The following is a 17,215-nucleotide window of genomic DNA, read 5'->3' on the forward strand; positions in this document are numbered from 1 at the left end:
GGAACCACTCTGGAAACCGTGCGTTAAAGTTCCAGATGATTTTGAATCCGCGACTCTCTAATCAACCTACCTGTTTGCTGTAATCATTACAGCCTGACATGTTTTTGCGGCAATTAAAAATGTTGTGATGCGGATAGCGTCGCAACAAATACAGGACAATAATGCTATGCCATTAAAAGCCGGGCTTTTTATGTATGCGTTATTTCCTTTCGATTGGTACAATGATGAACTGAATGTCAAAAGCCTTTTATGAAAAGAGCATTTTATTTGTTAGCTGTGGCATGCGGATTAATTATATCCCCGCAGGTATTTGCACAGCAATCTTCTGATTCCCTGCTAACCAGCGCTACCCTGCAGGACTGTGTAAGGTATGCCCTTACCCACCAGCCGGTTATCAGGCAGTCGCTTATTGATGAAGCGATCACCGACCGGACAGTGAAGAGTAAACTGGCCGATTGGTATCCGCAGGTAAACCTGGATTATAACATCCAGCATTACCTGGAACTGCCCACTTCCATTTTTGGAGGTAATCCCACCAAAGTAGGCGTGGCAAACACTTCCACTGCATTGTTCGGGCTGAACCAGAATATCTTCACCCGGGACCTTTTACTGGCCACCAATACGGCAAGGGACATAAGGAGGCAAAGCCGGCAAACAACCGCACGTAACCAGATAGACCTGGTAGCAGATGTAAGCAAGGCCTACTATGATGTGCTTCTCACTACCGAACAGATCAAGGTACTGAACGAAGATATTACCCGCCTGGAAAGAAGCCTGAAAGATGCGAATAACCAGTATGCCAGCGGTGTGGTAGATAAAACCGATGCCAAGCGCGCCACCATTTCGCTGAACAATGCACGTGCACAACAAAAGGCAGCGCGTGAGCTGCTTACAGCCAAACAGGCCTACCTGAAACAGCTGATGGGATACCCGGTGAACAGCGGAGATGTGCCGCTTACAGAAGACTCTGCAGCTGTGGCCGCACAGGTAACCGGCGCGGATACCCTGCTTACTGCGGATTATAAAAACCGTATCGAGTACCAGTTACTGGAAACGAATCAAAGCCTGCAGCAAGCCAACCTGAAATATAACAAATGGAGCTATCTGCCTACCGTATCCGCATTTATCAATTACTCCTTTGCCTATCAGAACGAACAGTTTGGCAAGTTGTACAGCGAGAATTATCCGAACTCTCTACTGGGATTGAAGCTATCCTTACCCATTTTCCAGGGAGGAAAAAGAGTGCACAACATCCGCATGGCAGAGCTGCAGTTACAGCGTACCCAATGGGATTTTGCGGCTTTAAGAAGCCAGATCAATTCGCAGTATGCGCAGGCGATGGCCAATTATAAAAGTAATTACAACGACTATCTCACATTGAAGGAAAACGTGCAGATGGCACAGGATGTATATGATATGTTGCAGCTGCAGTATAAGGAAGGGATCAAAACCTATCTCGATGTACTGGTGTCTGAAACAGAACTGCGTACCGCGCAGCTGAATTTTTATAATTCCATGTACCAGGTATTGTCCAGCCGGATAGACCTGCAAAAAGCATTAGGAACCTTAACAGCTAATTATTAAATGGTAACCGGAACGGATATGAAAAAAATGAACCACATTGTCTTAATCAGCGCTGCCAGCATCCTGGGCTTTACTGCCTGTAAAGGTCCGGCCCAGAAGGGAGCGCCCGCTATGCCCCCTACACCGGTGAATATTACGGAGGCATCCGTAGCACCGGCCGTTTATTACGATAAATACCCCGCCACGGTAGTAGCGTTGAACCAGGTAGAACTGCGTTCCCAGGTATCAGGGTTTATTACCGGGATCTTTTTTAAAGAAGGTGAAGTAGTGCAGAAAGGAAAGCCCCTGTATGAAATAGACCGCCGCAAATATGAAGCGGCTTATTTGCAGGCACAGGCCAATGTAGCCAGTGCAAAAGCCAGCTTTGAAAGGGCAAAGAAAGATGACGACCGTTACCAGCGCCTGGCCGACCAGGATGCGGTGGCCCGCCAGATACTGGATAATGCAAAAGCAACCCTGGAAACTTCCCGCAGCCAGCTGGCTGCAGCAGAAGCCAGTCTTGCTGCCGTTCGTACAGACCTGGATTATTCCCTGATCAAAGCGCCGTTTACCGGGCGTATAGGTATTTCCCAGGTAAAGCTCGGCGCACAGGTGAGCCCCGGTACCACCCTGCTGAATACCATCTCCAGTGAAAACCCGATAGGAGTTGATTTCGTGATAACAGAAAATGAGATCTCCCGTTTTGCAGGCATGCAGGGTGGAAAAGCCAGCGACTCTACTTTCCGTCTGCAGTTATCCGATGGCACTGAGTTCGTACATGCCGGTAAGATCCTCGCCATTGACCGCGGGGTAGATAATCAGACCGGTACCATCCGTGTGCGTATCGAGTTCAATAACCCGGACGACAGGCTGAAAGACGGTATGAGCTGCGTATTGCGCGTGCTGAATGAGCAGTCCGGAGAAAGACTGATCATCCCGTATAAAGCGCTCACTGAGCAGATGGGGGAATACTTTGTATTTGTTGCAAAAGATTCCGTGGCTGCCCAGCAGAAAGTACACCTGGGACCAAGGATCGGCGACAGGATCGTGATCATGGATGGTATCCAGGCCGGTGATAAGGTGATCACAGAAGGCTTCCAGCGTTTACGCGATGGCGGCAAAATACAGATAGGAATACCAGCCGCTCCAACAGGTGCGCCTGCGAAGAAATAGTTTATCAGTAGAATCAACAGCAGAAGATCATGATTGCAGATACTTTTATAAAACGACCCGTAACGGCTATAGTAATATCTATAGTACTGGTACTGGTGGGAATACTGGCGATGATGAACCTGGCCATAGGTCAGTACCCGGAAATATCGCCTCCCACCGTACAGGTAACAGGTACCTATACCGGGGCGGATGCACAAACGGTGGAACAAACCGTAGCCACACCCGTGGAAGTGCAGGTGAACGGTACGCCGGGCATGACCTATATCAACACGAACAACACCAGCAGCGGGCAGATGAGCATGACGGTAAACTTTGAAGTGGGTACCGACATCAATATTGCCGCGCTGGATGTGCAGAACCGTGTGGGAATTGCGCAGCCTACCCTGCCACAGGAAGTACAGCGTTTAGGGCTCACCGTTAGAAAGCGTAACCCCAGTATCCTCATGCTGGTGGCACTGTACTCACCTAAAGGCACACACGATATTACCTTCCTGGATAACTATACCAACGTATATGTAAAAGATGCATTGCTGAGGGCAAAAGGGGTGGGCGATATCTTCACCCGTGCGGATGATTTCAGTATGCGTATCTGGCTGAAACCCGATAAGCTGGCTGAAATGGGCGTAACCGCCGATGATATCCGCGCAGCGCTGGCAGAGCAGAACGCGCAGATCACTGCTGGCTCTGTTGGTGCACCGCCGCAGCAAGCAGGGCAAACATTTGAATACAACATCTTCACAAAAGGACGTTTATCCACTCCGGAGGAATTTGGAAATATCATTGTTAAAACCCGTCCTTCAGACGGATCGCTGGTATACCTGAAAGATGTGGCCCGTGTGCAGTTAGGTAAATTTAACTACTCCGGTAACAACTTCGTTGATGGTAAACGCGCTGCCTACCTACTTGTATACCAGGCGCCGGGAAGTAACGCGATTGAAACTGCCAAGAATGTGACAGCCGCTATGGAAGAGCTGAAGAAGCAATTCCCCAGCGATGTGGAATACGTAGTGCCGTTTGAATCCATCTCCGTAGTAAAAGTATCTATAGAAGAGGTGGTGCATACTATTGTGGAAGCGCTGATCCTGGTGGTGATCGTAGTATTCCTGTTCCTGCAGAGCTGGCGCGCTACACTGATCCCGGTACTGGCTATCCCAGTATCCATTATCGCTACCTTCATCTTCTTTATACCACTTGGATTTACCATCAATACGCTTACCCTGTTCGGTTTCGTACTGGCAATCGGTATTGTGGTGGACGACGCCATTGTGGTGGTGGAAGCGGTGCAGCATAATATAGACCATGAAAAGATGTCGCCCAGGGATGCTACCGCAATGGCCATGAAGGAAATATCCGGGCCGGTGATTGCGATTGCACTGATCCTTGCAGCGGTGTTTGTACCGGTAGGGTTTATACCAGGTATCGTAGGCCGGCTTTACCAGCAGTTTGCGATCACTATTGCCATCTCTGTAATGATCTCCGCATTTGTGGCGTTGTCATTAACACCGGCATTGTGTATCCTCCTGCTGAAACCCATGCACCTGGACAAAGATTCGAAAGGGCTGAACAAGTTCTTCTTTAAATTCAACCGCTGGTTTGGGCATACCACTTCCCGCTATTCTGTGGGCGTGAAAAAGAGTATCCGCTATTTCCGCTTTGTGATAGTGATCCTGGTCTGCATTTTTGTGGGTACCATGATGTTGTTCAAGAGCAAGCCAACAGGTTTTATACCAACGGAAGATGAAGGCCGTATCTACATTACATTCGATTTGCCGGAGTCTTCTTCAACAGAGCGTACCCTGGCCGTAATGCAGCAGATGATGAAAGACCTGGATAATACGGAAGGTATTGCCCACTATGCCGCGCTCGGAGGATTGAACGTGGTAAACTTTGCTACTAAATCGAACAGTGCTACTATCTTCTGCCAGCTGAAACCATGGGATGAACGTAAGCCGGATTCCCTGCAGGTGTTCGGGCTTGTGGCCACGCTGCAGAAGAAATTGTCGAAATACAAAGAGGCCAATGTGGTGGTAATTCCACCTCCGGCCATTCCGGGCCTGGGTTCCACAGCAGGGTTCTCCTTTGTACTGGAACAAAAGGGCGCCGGTGAAGTAAAGGCATTTGAAGGCGTGTTGCAGAACTTCCTGGCTGCCGCCAACAAGCGCCCTGAAATAGCGAAGGCATTCTCTTTCTTCACCGCACGCACACCCGGCTATCAGCTGGATATTGACCGTGAAAAAGCGAAGAAAATGGGTGTGAAGATCTCCGATATTGCTACTGCATTACAAACATATATGGGTAGCGCCTATATCAACGACTTCACCATTTATGGCCGTAACTTCCGCGTGGTAACGCAGGCGGATTCCACTTACCGCGGTGATATCAAAAACCTGAGCCAGCTGTTTGTACGCAACAGCGCCGGTTCTATGGTGCCGTTAAGCGCTCTTACTTCCTATAAGGTAATAGAAAGCGCCCCGGTGATTTCCCACTACAACCTGTTCCGTTCTGCGGAAATAAACGGTAACCCGGCTCCGGGATACAGTAGTGGTGATGCCATCAATGCACTCAAGGAAGTGGCGGCGCAAACGCTTCCGGAAGGCTATGGTTATGAGTTCTCGGGTTTGAGCCGTGAAGAGCTGTTGTCGGGATCCAAAACCATATATATTTTCGCCTTGTCTATCATCTTTGTATTCCTCTTCCTGGCCGCATTATACGAAAGCTGGTCTGTTCCGTTCTCCGTGCTCCTGGCGGTGCCTATCGGCGCCTTTGGGGCCATTACGGTGCTTACCTTCCTGCCTAAGCTGAGCAACAACGTATATGCGCAGATCGGGTTGATTACACTGATTGGTTTGTCGGCCAAGAATGCGATCCTCATCGTGGAGTTTGCAAAAGAGCGGGTGGATAAGGGAATGGACCTGGTAACGGCGGCAGTGGAAGCGGCGAAGCTGCGTTTACGCCCCATTATCATGACATCGCTGGCCTTCCTGCTGGGTATCCTGCCACTGGTATTTTCTTCCGGTGCAGGTGCGGAAGCGCGTAAAACGATGGGCTGGACAGTATTGGGCGGTATGTTCACCGCTACATTCCTGGCCATCTTTATTGTGCCGGTATTGTACGTGGTGATTACCCGTTTGGCTTACGGTAAGGAAAAGCTCCGTAAAATGAAAGAGAGCTACCAGGCAGTGCCAGAGCACGATGTGCAGGGCAGACTGTAATAATCAGCAGGGTTTATAATTGTACATATACAAGAAGGCGTTGCGAAAGCAGCGCCTTCTTTGCTTTATTCAGGGAGAATACGCTTACCGTCTTTATCGAAATGCCGGGTTAATTCCCATTCGGTATCGCCCACCAGGTACATGGTACCGGCTACCACAGCCCCCACGGTGATATACCAGAACCAATCCGACTGCCTCTCAAAAATAAGTGCGCATGCCACGCCGGTGAGCAGGAGCACCACGCCTACACGCCGTGAAATATAGGCTGCATACTCATTGGCAGAACGCCACATTTCAGGTGTTTTGGTAGACAATACGCTACGGTAACCATACCATGATTTTGTGCTTTTAGGAGGAAAGCGGTGTATGAAATAACCCATGAGATAGAACAGTATGCCTGCAAAAATAGCCGCGTTGCAGTAAGTGGAATGAAAGAAGCGTAACCACATGGTCCGGGGTTTTGGTTACCATAAGTTACGCAAAAAAAGCGAATTTTGTCTTGGAACACTGATTACGCTGATTTTGATGATTCGTCTGATTTTATTTTTTTAGATTTTTATAAGAATAGTTAAGGGAGATAAGAGCAACATGCCGCTCATATCTCCCTTTATTATTAATCAATAGTTCGGTAGTTATTTAAGCGGCCATCGATCCAATATTGAGGCACCACATACGGGTGATGACCTGCAGCCCCATGTTCAGCACCGGAGCTATGAACGTCTTCTTTGAGTGTAGAGACAGAAAGAGTAGGAAGGAGTATCCGGGAGTATGTTATAGAAGGAAGGTACGGGAATATTTTTTGTGGGAAGCAAGGCGGTAGCAGCAAGGATAAATACGGGGTAGTATTCCAGAAGCTCAAATAATACTACGGACAGTTGAAAAATATAAGCCCAGGCACTATAACTTGGGCTTATACTTCTGTTTCCTTTCAATGAAATATTAGCCTAGCCTTCGCAATATAATTTCGAGGGCTCAACCAAATCAATGAAATGTTTTTTTGATAAAGGAATGATAGATCTTCAAATGTCAGTGCTCTTGTAAATTTTTCTGCGGCCTGATCAACTATAATTTTTCGGGAATTACAATTAGCAAATCGAGCAAATACGGATGAATGATGCAATTTTTTATATGTTTGCCGTAAATTTATGAGGTTGATTTTTTAGACATAATTCTAAATATTTTTGACTTAAAGGTTTGATGATCATTCGTTCTACCTCAAAAAATGTATTCAGTTCTTTTAGCGGAATTCGTTTCATTTGCCATGTACCATTCATTTCATTGCCGATGGTATTTGGATGGAATTTTCCATCAAACCAATCTTCAAACTGACTTATCTTAGTGGTTTCAAAGCGAAAATGCTTGAATATCATATCAGCTATTTCATAGATGCTTTTATCCGAGTCGCCCAGAATGGGGTCAGCTACGCCTACCCAACATTCGGGAGAATTAGTATCTTTTACATACGCATCTCCCGAACCATGCCATATCCATATAAATGAGATTATAGGGATTTGTTTTATAGATGTATTGACAAGGTCTGTCCTATCTTTTACCGATGAAAAATCAGCATAGAACCTTCCTAACCAGGATGGGGTCCATAAATAAAATGGATAGTCACTGTCATCTGAAAGTTTGTACCCACTGTCATTTGAAAAAAAGGTGTTTTTTGATACGCTTTCTAAATTAACACCATACTCCTTTACTCTAAATCTTATTTCTATAAAATTAAAAAGTGCTCTAATATCCTGATAATAATCTTCAAGGCCATTAATTGATAAGGGTAGGTTCTCTATGGTTTGATTTCTGATAATTGACATAAATCTTATTTTATTGTTTTAAATAAATTTCGTTTTTAACCAGTTTGGCTTTGAAAGCCCTAAATTATTTTGCAACATCTTTTCGCTAGTTTCTAAAGCCCCCTGAACTGACCCCGGTTCTTTTGCCCAACTCTCACCTACGATATAAACTTTCTCTTTTGGGAAAGGCTGCCTCATATAATCCATAGATTTTTCCGATGAATAGCCTTTATCCCATACATGCCAACCCGGACGACCTTGGGATTCGAGCCATAACTCGTAGAACACATCAATTGGCAAGGGGGCATCCATAATACCAATCGCTTCTGTCAGAAAAACATGAGCTACTCTTTTTAGTTCTTCTTTAATGTAGTAATTCTCACTATTTGGCATTTTTTTTTCGAGACAACTTTGTTTGGTATCATTTATCAAATCGTTCCAGTAAATCACGTCAGGGCCATTACAATAAGCCGCCATTATTAATGCCGGAGTACTAGATTTGTCATTAAACTTATTATAGTAGAATTGTCTTATGGGAAGGTCTGTTGTATCCCTGCCTTTGTTACCTCTGGCCTTTTCCCACCAAGCGAAAGGATAGGTTAGAAAGAGTTTGAAAGCATTAACACTCTTAATGCTTTCAAATATTTTCTTATTAATTTTTTTGCTAAAAGAAGTATTGTCAATTAATTTGGCCAATGCTGGTTTAGGCACAGTTAATATTAAAAATTGAGTGCTAATTTGCTTAACTTCTTTCCCATTTTCAAAAGAAAGTAAATACTTATCATCACTTTTGCTAACTGCAATCAATTTATAGTTAAGTTTTAGTATTCCACCATTCTTAACAAAGTCACGACAAAGTTTAGCTGGTAAACTATTAAAACCAGAGGAAAGGCATTTATATTGTACATCTTTTGGAGTGTAAAAAATGTTGTCTAGCCATGAAGACGCATTCCCATTCGAATTAACGATTTCATAACCACCGATATCCTGTATAAATGCAATGGCTTCTGTTGAAAGAAATGCATTCAAAAATTGAAACCAAGAGATAGATTCTATGCTATTTCCTTCCCAATTAGTTTTACTTTTTATATCTTCATATTGTTTTGAAACCTCACCGACTAAAGCCCAATTCTTTTCTTTGTAGCATTGATGATAACGATCATGTAAAGGATAGAACCAATTGAAATGTTTTTTAATAGCGAATTCAATAAGCCCCTCAGCAGAGGTAGACTGCTCATCAGGTGACAAACTGTAAAGTGTGTTAATTAATTCAAAATCATCCAATCTTACGGACCTTTTCTTAAGATAGCTTAGATTACAATTCGAGCTGAAGTCGAATTGTTTTACCTTCGAAGTTAGATTCAGGTGTGTGAGTAAATCTGATAGCATTGGGATCTCCTCAAAAAAACGCATTCCTCCTAGTTCAATATAATGCTCGCCAAATTTTATAGATTTCAATCTACCCCCAATAAAATCATCTTGTTCGTATAAAACTATTTTTTGTCGACCCTCTCTTTTCAACAGCCTCTCTTCAGACCTTAATCGATAACTTGTATAGCATCCCGCTATACCGGCGCCAATAATCGCAATATCGACGGTTTCATCATCGTCAGTTCCCCGCATGTTTTTATTTTCTTTGTTCATGTTTTTGAATTTACCTGTAATGCAGTATCAAAAAACGGAGCTTTTACAAATCGAAACACAAAAAACGAGAGCGTTAATGTTTAACTTGATCTATTGATTAGGAACACGAACAGGTACAAGACAGTAAATGTAAATTTTATGCCATGTATTAATAGTTTCATAGTAATTAATTAGAATGTAGGGTTAAAGGGTTACAATTAAAGGCTTACATTCTTCATCCAAAGCTTATAATATAAGATCAGAACACATATAATGTTAGGCATTTTGATCAACATATTTATTAAAATAGTTTAATAAATCAGAATGTTATTAAATGAATTTTAAGCACTGATTGAATTGTTTCGTGGGTTCAACCAAATCAATGAAGTATTTTTTTTGATAGAGAAATGATAATAACTACCGAACTATTGATTAATAATAAAGGGAGATATGAGCGGTATATTGCTCTTATCTCCCTTACTATTCTTATAAAAATCTAAAAAAATAAAATCAGCCGAATCATCAAAATCAGTGTACCAAGACAAATTCCGCATTAATGCTTCGTACTATCCGCGGCTGGTTTCTTCTTGCCGAACAAGCCGTTAAGGGTATTCTTCACGGATTCACCGGCTTGTTTGCCCACATTTTCAAGTGGCTTGCCGGAGGAGGTTTGTGAGGAGTCCTTCTTTCCGCTGAGCTGATTTTTTAATTCGTTTTTCAGGGAATTGACTGCTGTATTTTTGATCTGGTTAAGACTATCCTTTACCGTGTTTTTTACGGTGTCGATCTTGTTCTTTACCAGCTCTGCTGCCTGTGATTTCAGGTTGTTGGCAGTTTCACGCAGGTCTGTTTTTACACTTGGCTTGAGGATATTGCCGGCCATTAACACCTGCAGATGAACGCTGTCGCCCAGTTGAACAGGAATGCCTTTGCTTTGTGCCTGTGAGGCCAGGTTGTTCACCAACGTGTTACCGGCAGTGCCCATCAAACTGCGTGGCAGCGCCAGTTGCAGCGTGTAATCGAGCGACTGGTCAAAGCCGTGTGAGCCTGCAATGTCCATTCGTATGCCATTCACCGTTACTTTGAACGGGTTTACTTTTACGCGGCCGTTTTCAAAAGAGAAATAGTTTTTGATATCACGCAGTGAGATATCTTTCAGCTGTGAAATATTCAGGGAATTGGCCAGCTGGTCAACAGGGGCAAACTGTTTCAGGAATCCTTGTACAAGCAGCAGGCTGCCATCTCCGGTAAGCGTACTCAGATCGGGCGACATATTTTTTCCCAGCTTGCCATGCATGGTTAACTGCGACGTAATTTTACCCGAAAGGAATTTGCCGATAGGCATTAATTTCTGCACGGTATTAAAGGTGTTGAATGTTTGTTGTACATCCAGGTTTTGCACGTCATAAGCCAGGTTAATGTCGGGGTTTATTTTGCTGGCCTTAGTGCTGTAGCTACCGTTGATTTCCATAGTACCCTGCAGGGCATTGGCTTTCAGCTGTTGCATGGTTACCGTTTCATCTTTCACCAGCAGCTTACCGGATACATTGGTAAGATCAGCTTTATCGTAATGGATCTTATTCACATTGGCCTGGAGCCCCAGGTTAAGATTGGCAGGCACTGCAAACGGTACAGCGGCTGCGGAATCTTTTTTAGCAGCAGATGGTTCGGAAGAAGCGGGCTTGTCGGTCCCCATCCATTTATCAAGATTTATTTCATCTGCCTTGAAATTCATCTGACCATCCAGCGGTTCATTTTTAAACGTATAGGCGAGGAGGTTATTAACTTCACCATTGGCCTCAAAGTTAGTGCCCAGGTATTGCCCGTTCAGATCCTTTACTGTTACGTTTTTAGGATTGAACTGCAGGGAGAGATTATTTACTTTTACGCCATCGGGATAATCTTTGCTTTTATACAGCATGTTGCTCAGTTGCAGGGTGCCGGCGGCATAGAAGCGGTCGTACTGTTGTTTTTCGATGGCGCTCATATTGCCTTTGGCGCTGATGTCCGCGTCGAGCAGGCCGGATAAATTGGTGCCGGATTCCAGTTTTACAAACTGGGTGATCTTGGAAAGATCCAGTTTGCCTTTGGCGGCTGCGTCCACATAGAGGTCGGATACCGGTGTTTTGATGAGCATACGCAGGTCAAGCGGGGTGTTATCCATTTCCAGGTGACCGGTAGGCATATCTATTACTGTATGATCCGGTACGCCGTCCGGATTGCTGATCTTCATAGCGATCTGGATATTTTTTACCGGTTTTGGAAGATCCGGGTATTGGAAGAAGCCATCTTTCACGGATAGGTCCAGTCCAAATGCGGGCATCTGCACAGGTGAGTAAGTACCTTTTACAAATCCGCCAAAAGCGGCGGTACCGCTGGTTTTTATCTTATCAAAATCTGTTTTGTATACGGCAGGTATTAAAGACAGCAGGTCTTTAAAATTGGTGGAGGGTGCTTTGAAGCTCATGTCCATGCCATAGGTAGAGTCGTTTACCAGCTTAAAGAAGCCCTGCAGCGCCAGTTCCAGGTTGTTGAGCGATGCTTTGCCGTCTTTAAACGTATAGGTGTTACTGTTATTATCCACCTGGATAGCTGCGTCCAGGGAAGTTTTTACCTGTGATAAATAAGGGATAAGGCCATACCGGAAAGTAATGCCGGAGGCGGTGGTGCTGGTTTGCAGCAGGAACTGGTCCTGTGTAAAATCGCCTTTACCCTGGTGGTTCAGGCCTGTAACCAGTAATTCCATGTTGCCCTGCCGGTCGTCATAATCGATCCAGGCATCTTCAATTTTATATTGCTGCAGGCTGAGGGCAAAGGTGCTTTTGCTGGTATCTGCCGGGTTTACCGCTGCAGTATCCGGTTTGGTGATATTCCAGTTAGCGGCGCCGTCTTTATTTACAATAGCGTGTATACGTGGCTGTAAGAGGGCAATGTTGTAGATGTCCATCTTATCTCCTTTAATAACGCTCATCAGGTTAAGGGCTACGTCTATCTGTTTTACAGAAAGAAGGGTATCGGCGGCAAATTCACCGGTGCCGATCACCTGCAATTCTTCCAGGCCTACTGCCAGTCGTGGAAAATGACGGAACAAGCTGATATCCACGTCTTTAAAATCTACTCTGGCAGTCAGCTGCTTATTCAGTTCTGTTTTTACTTTCGCTATTATCTTGTCTTTAAAGAAATACGGGATGGCAATAGCGGCCAGTATCAAGACCACTATTGCGATACCCACAATTTTCAGGATCTTTTTGATCATAGGTTATTTATATTTTGGGGGTGAAGATAAGCATAATGTATAAAGGAGAAAATGAGGGTGCGGGACCATCTCTGCACTATTTCGTATTTTAGCGGCAATATTCAGCGTATGACACCGGAAAGAAGAGAAAAATTATTATCTGTATTGGGTAAACGGCAGGCTAATTTAACCGTAGTGTTGGAGGATGTACAGGACCCTCATAATGTGTCGGCGGTGATGCGTACCTGCGATGCCGTGGGTATACAGGATATTTATATTATCACCTCAAAAGCGCCGCGGAGAAAAAACTGGGGCCACAGGAGCAGCAGTAGCGCCAAACAATGGCTTACCATACATGATTTTGATAACGCAGCAGATTGTTTTGCCGCGTTGCGTAAACGATATGATAAAATACTGACCACCCATCTTGCCGCGGATGCGGTAAGTCTTTACGATATTGATTTCAGTGGCTCGGTAGCGCTGGTATTCGGGAATGAACAGAATGGTGTAAGTGATGATGCCAGGGCCATGGCGGATGGTAACTTTATCATTCCGCAGATGGGTATTATCCGTTCGCTGAATATTTCGGTGGCCTGCGCGGTGAGCATTTATGAAGCCATGCGCCAGAAAACCATTGCCGGGCATTATAAGCAGCAAAGCCTTCCTGAAGAGCAATATCAATCGCTGTTAAGCGAATGGGGCTTCAGGGCAGAGGATCTTGAAGCAGAAAATTAACCGTTTCTTATGGCATACGAAGGAACACATTTCGAGGTTGTACCGCCGTTGTCGGATATTGTGAAGCATTTTTATGTGATCCGGTCCGGTGAGGATGCTGCAACTACTGTTGCGCATCTTTCTCCCAACTATGAAATGATGTTGCTGTTCAATTTTGGAGCCCCTGTAAGGTTTTCTTTTGCAGCTGAAGCATTGGGTAATATGCAGATAGAGAAAGCTGCTGTTTTGGGCCCTTTAAGGAAGATGCTGAACTACGAGTTGCTGCCGGGGGCGGACCTGCTGGCCGTGGTATTTAACCTGGATGGTTTTTACCGGTTGTACCAGGTGCCGGTAGATGAGCTGAACGGGGAAGAGCTGCATTATCCTGAGGATGCCCGGGAATTGTGGGAGGTGTTGAAGAGATGTGCATCCCCGGCTGAAAGGGTAGAAATATTAAAGGATTATATTTCTGCAACTGCACTTGCTGCAGAGGAAGGGGCGCAGCCTTTGCTTAATGGCGCCGATTATTTTAACGATCCGCTGATACAACCGGCTAAAGCCATTGCCGCAGATGCAGAACTGTCTGAACGTACCGTGCAGTTGCGTTTTAAAAAGTATGTGGGTTATTCCCCCAAGGAAATGTTACGGTTTCTCCGTTTCAAACAGGTGATCAGCAGCATAGAGCATAGTACAGCTGCGTCTGTAGATTGGTTTGATCTTATCCACGATTTCGGTTATCATGACCAGAGCCACCTGATCAAAGATTTTCAGCACTACCTGGGCACTTCTCCGGAGGTATTTATTAAACAGATAGCAGGGAAGGAGTTTTGCACCACGAAGCGGGGGAGGAGGTATTAAATTGCGTACACTGTCCAGGCTAGGCTTTGACCTCACCATGTCGTGTAAAACCAATTATATTACGTGGTTCCTGCGGGGGACTTAGTAATTCCCTCAGGTATTCAAAGATCAGTTGTATATCTGCATCATGGCTGCCGGACTTCTTTTCCAGCTGTTCCAGTTTCAGTAGAATATCTTTGTTAGTGGACAACATCTTCCGCATCTTCACAAAAATTTCAATAATACGGATGCTCACTTGTATGGCTCTTTCACTACGTAATACATTTGCCAGCATTAATACACCATGTTCAGTAAAAACATATGGGAAATGGCACCAAGGTGCTGTTTGGATGGTATCGCATTTTGCGATACCATCCTTTCTGTTTCCTCTTCCGTTAACTGGAACAAAGTTTTCGGGGAATCTGTCCATATTCCGTTTTACCTGCTCCCTTAACTGTATTGGTTTTACATTGTATAGCTCTGCAGGATCACGGTCTAGCATTATCCAATTTTTTGTAACCTATTCTGTTCATTAACTTATACACATGAAAGCTCTTTAAGGCCACATTCATTACCTCAATTCTTTGTCAGGTTAAAAAAAAATCCCTGGCCATTTAGGCCAGGGATCCGCATTTATACTTACATAAACCCTTATGCACTGCAGGTAACGCAACCTTCTTCCATGGTGCAAACAGCACCCACTACAATCTCTTCTTCTGCATTGCCGCCGGTAGCAACTACTGGCTGGATCTGCTGACCGCCTTGTTTTTCAACGGTAAACTGAACGGCCTGTGCAGCAGCCTGGGTACGCAGGTAGTACATACCGGTTTTCAGTCCTTTCTTCCAGGCGTAGAAGTGCATGGAAGTAAGTTTGCCGGTAGTTGGCGTATCAACGAACAGGTTCAGTGATTGCGACTGGCAGATAAACGCTCCGCGGTCGGCCGCCATATCAATGAGGTTACGTTGTTTGATTTCCCAAACTGTTTTGTACAGTTCTTTAATATTGGCAGGTATTTCAGCAATGTTCTGGATAGATCCATTGTGTGAAATAATCTTCGTTTTCATGTCATTATCCCACAGTCCCAGTTCTACCAGGTCTTTCAGCAGGTGTTTGTTTACCACTACAAATTCTCCGCTCAGTACACGGCGGGTGTAGATGTTAGAGGTGTATGGCTCAAAGCACTCGTTATTGCCGAGGATCTGTGAAGTAGAAGCGGTAGGCATTGGCGCCAGCAACAGGGAGTTGCGGATACCATCTTTTATGATAGATTGCTTCAGGCTGTCCCAATCCCAGCGTGCGGAAGGTTTTACATCCCACATATCAAACTGGAGGATTCCTTTGGAAGCCGGGGAGCCGGGGAAGCTTTCATAAGCGCCATCTTTTTTAGCGAGTTCGTTGGAAGCGCTCAAACCTGCGAAGTAAATGGTTTCAAATATTTCGCTGTTCAGTTTTTTAGCTTCATCGCTTTCAAACGGATAACGCATCAGGATAAACGCATCAGCAAGACCCTGTACACCCAGTCCTACAGGGCGGTGGCGCAGGTTGCTGCGTCTGGCCTCTTCGATAGGGTAGTAGTTGTTATCGATGATCTTGTTGAGGTTCAGGGTAGCCTGGTAAGTTACTTCGTATAATTTGTCGTGATCAAATTTACCGTCAATAACAAAGCGTGGCAGCGCCAGGGAAGCCAGGTTACAAACAGCTACTTCATCTGCATCGGTATATTCGATGATTTCAGTGCACAAGTTGGAACTCTTGATGGTACCCAGGTTCTGTTGGTTGGATTTGCGGTTGGCGGCGTCTTTATACAGCAGGTAAGGGTTACCGGTTTCGATTTGTGCATCGAGGATGGCAAACCAGAGATCCTGTGCCTTCACTGTTTTACGGGCGCGTCCTTCTTTTTCGTACTGTTCGTACAGTGCTTCAAATTTTTCACCCCAGCACTCATGCAGTCCTGGTGCTTCATGAGGGCAGAACAATGACCAGTCGCCATTGGATTCTACGCGTTTCATGAACAGGTCTGGCATCCAGAGGGCATAGAACAGGTCGCGGGCACGCATCTCTTCTTTACCGTGGTTCTTACGCAGGTCCAGGAATTCGAAGATATCGGCATGCCATGGTTCCAGGTAGATAGCGAAAGCGCCTTTGCGTTTGCCACCGCCCTGGTCTACATAACGTGCGGTATCATTGAATACGCGCAGCATTGGGATGATACCGTTGGAGGTACCGTTAGTGCCGCTGATATAAGAGCCTGTAGCGCGGATGTTATGAATGCTTAAACCGATACCACCTGCGCTCTGAGAGATCTTCGCGGTTTGTTTCAGGGTATCGTAAATGCCCTCGATGCTATCGTCCTGCATGGTGAGCAGGAAGCAGGAAGACATCTGTGGTTTTGGTGTGCCGGCGTTGAACAGGGTAGGTGTGGCATGTGTGAACCAGCGCTCGCTCATCAGGTTATATGTTTTGATGGCGGAGTCGATGTCTTCTTTATGAATGCCAACGGCTACGCGCATCAGCATATGCTGCGGGCGTTCCTGTACTTTACCGTCTGTTTTCAGCAGGTAAGAGCGTTCCAGTGTTTTGAAACCGAAGTAGTCAAAAGCAAAGTCGCGGTCGTAAATGATGCTGGAATCCAGTATCTCTGCATTTTTCCTGATGATGTCCCATACGTCGTCAGACAGCAGTGCTGCTGGTTTGCCGGTTTTTGGATCAATGTATTCATACAGTTTCTTCATCGTTTTGGAAAACGACTTGATGGTATTCTTATGCAGATTGCTTACTGCTATGCGTGAAGCCAGCAGTGCATAGTCCGGGTGCTTGGTTGTGAGGGATGCGGCTGTTTCTGCAGCCAGGTTGTCGAGTTCGCTGGTGGTTACCCCATCATACAAACCTTGTATTACTTTTTTCGCTACGTCTATGGCATCTACGTATTCAGTATTGAAACCATAGCATAGTTTCTCAATACGCGCAGTGATCTTGTCGAACTTCACTGCTTCTTTCCTTCCATCTCTTTTGATTACGAACATGGGTTTGTGAATTTAAGAGGTTAGTAATTCAAAATGTT

11 protein-coding genes are annotated in these 17,215 nt (G+C 45.1%); 5 read left to right on the forward strand and 6 right to left on the reverse strand.

Annotated elements, in window-relative coordinates; genetic code table 11:
• Window positions 1–249 precede the first annotated feature (249 nt).
• Genes ABIE50_RS10020 through ABIE50_RS10030 form a run of 3 tightly spaced genes read left to right on the forward strand, consistent with a single transcriptional unit; the run spans window position 250 to window position 5,948 of the window.
• On the forward strand, window positions 250–1,584 hold the full coding sequence (locus ABIE50_RS10020) for a TolC family protein (protein ID WP_142683376.1): 1,335 nt from the start codon (window positions 250–252) through the stop codon (window positions 1,582–1,584).
• A 27-nt stretch (window positions 1,585–1,611) separates the two neighbouring features.
• Complete coding sequence (locus ABIE50_RS10025) at window positions 1,612–2,736, forward strand: efflux RND transporter periplasmic adaptor subunit (protein ID WP_354027951.1); 1,125 nt, start codon at window positions 1,612–1,614, stop codon at window positions 2,734–2,736.
• A 29-nt stretch (window positions 2,737–2,765) separates the two neighbouring features.
• The gene (locus tag ABIE50_RS10030; protein WP_209863935.1) at window positions 2,766–5,948 is read left to right on the forward strand and encodes an efflux RND transporter permease subunit; all 3,183 of its coding nucleotides are present in this window, start codon (window positions 2,766–2,768) and stop codon (window positions 5,946–5,948) included.
• A 65-nt stretch (window positions 5,949–6,013) separates the two neighbouring features.
• Here the strand turns inward: ABIE50_RS10030 and ABIE50_RS10035 are convergent, their stop codons facing one another.
• From ABIE50_RS10035 to ABIE50_RS10050, 4 genes are all read right to left on the reverse strand, one after another.
• Window positions 6,014–6,397, reverse strand: coding sequence for an SdpI family protein (locus tag ABIE50_RS10035; RefSeq protein WP_209863932.1), 384 nt, complete (start codon window positions 6,395–6,397; stop codon window positions 6,014–6,016).
• A 675-nt stretch (window positions 6,398–7,072) separates the two neighbouring features.
• On the reverse strand, window positions 7,073–7,765 hold the full coding sequence (locus ABIE50_RS10040) for a hypothetical protein (RefSeq protein ID WP_209863929.1): 693 nt from the start codon (window positions 7,763–7,765) through the stop codon (window positions 7,073–7,075).
• A gap of 18 nt (window positions 7,766–7,783) precedes the next feature.
• Window positions 7,784–9,388, reverse strand: coding sequence for an FAD-dependent oxidoreductase (locus ABIE50_RS10045; RefSeq protein ID WP_209863926.1), 1,605 nt, complete (start codon window positions 9,386–9,388; stop codon window positions 7,784–7,786).
• 532 nt (window positions 9,389–9,920) lie between these two features.
• Window positions 9,921–12,623, reverse strand: a complete 2,703-nt coding sequence (locus tag ABIE50_RS10050) for an AsmA-like C-terminal region-containing protein (protein ID WP_209863923.1) — start codon at window positions 12,621–12,623, stop codon at window positions 9,921–9,923.
• 51 nt (window positions 12,624–12,674) lie between these two features.
• On the opposite strand from ABIE50_RS10050, the gene ABIE50_RS10055 reads away from it, so the two are divergent.
• Window positions 12,675–13,337, forward strand: coding sequence for a TrmH family RNA methyltransferase (locus tag ABIE50_RS10055; RefSeq protein ID WP_354027952.1), 663 nt, complete (start codon window positions 12,675–12,677; stop codon window positions 13,335–13,337).
• A gap of 9 nt (window positions 13,338–13,346) precedes the next feature.
• A complete protein-coding gene (locus ABIE50_RS10060) occupies window positions 13,347–14,174 on the forward strand; it encodes a helix-turn-helix domain-containing protein (RefSeq protein WP_209863917.1) in 828 nt (275 codons plus the stop codon).
• Between the two features lie 19 nt (window positions 14,175–14,193).
• Here the strand turns inward: ABIE50_RS10060 and ABIE50_RS10065 are convergent, their stop codons facing one another.
• A complete protein-coding gene (locus ABIE50_RS10065) occupies window positions 14,194–14,655 on the reverse strand; it encodes an ORF6N domain-containing protein (protein ID WP_209863914.1) in 462 nt (153 codons plus the stop codon).
• Between the two features lie 149 nt (window positions 14,656–14,804).
• Entirely contained in the window at window positions 14,805–17,177 is a 2,373-nt protein-coding gene (locus ABIE50_RS10070) for a ribonucleoside-diphosphate reductase subunit alpha (protein ID WP_209863911.1), read from the reverse strand.
• Window positions 17,178–17,215: the final 38 nt, after the last annotated feature.

The sequence above is a fragment of the Chitinophaga sp. OAE865 genome (assembly GCF_040546735.1).
In the GTDB taxonomy this organism is placed as follows: Bacteria; Bacteroidota; Bacteroidia; order Chitinophagales; family Chitinophagaceae; genus Chitinophaga; species Chitinophaga polysaccharea_A.

Bases quoted from the DNA above. Each gene is read 5' to 3' on its own strand.
- ABIE50_RS10035 (WP_209863932.1), bottom strand. From the start codon at position 6,397: ATGTGGTTACGCTTCTTTCATTCCACTTACTGCAACGCGGCTATTTTT.
- ABIE50_RS10065 (WP_209863914.1), bottom strand. From the start codon at position 14,655: ATGCTAGACCGTGATCCTGCAGAGCTATACAATGTAAAACCAATACAG.
- ABIE50_RS10060 (WP_209863917.1), top strand. From the start codon at position 13,347: ATGGCATACGAAGGAACACATTTCGAGGTTGTACCGCCGTTGTCGGAT.
- ABIE50_RS10030 (WP_209863935.1), top strand. From the start codon at position 2,766: ATGATTGCAGATACTTTTATAAAACGACCCGTAACGGCTATAGTAATA.
- ABIE50_RS10045 (WP_209863926.1), bottom strand. From the start codon at position 9,388: ATGAACAAAGAAAATAAAAACATGCGGGGAACTGACGATGATGAAACC.
- ABIE50_RS10020 (WP_142683376.1), top strand. From the start codon at position 250: ATGAAAAGAGCATTTTATTTGTTAGCTGTGGCATGCGGATTAATTATA.
- ABIE50_RS10050 (WP_209863923.1), bottom strand. From the start codon at position 12,623: ATGATCAAAAAGATCCTGAAAATTGTGGGTATCGCAATAGTGGTCTTG.
- ABIE50_RS10040 (WP_209863929.1), bottom strand. From the start codon at position 7,765: ATGTCAATTATCAGAAATCAAACCATAGAGAACCTACCCTTATCAATT.
- ABIE50_RS10025 (WP_354027951.1), top strand. From the start codon at position 1,612: ATGAACCACATTGTCTTAATCAGCGCTGCCAGCATCCTGGGCTTTACT.
- ABIE50_RS10055 (WP_354027952.1), top strand. From the start codon at position 12,675: ATGAGGGTGCGGGACCATCTCTGCACTATTTCGTATTTTAGCGGCAAT.
- ABIE50_RS10070 (WP_209863911.1), bottom strand. From the start codon at position 17,177: ATGTTCGTAATCAAAAGAGATGGAAGGAAAGAAGCAGTGAAGTTCGAC.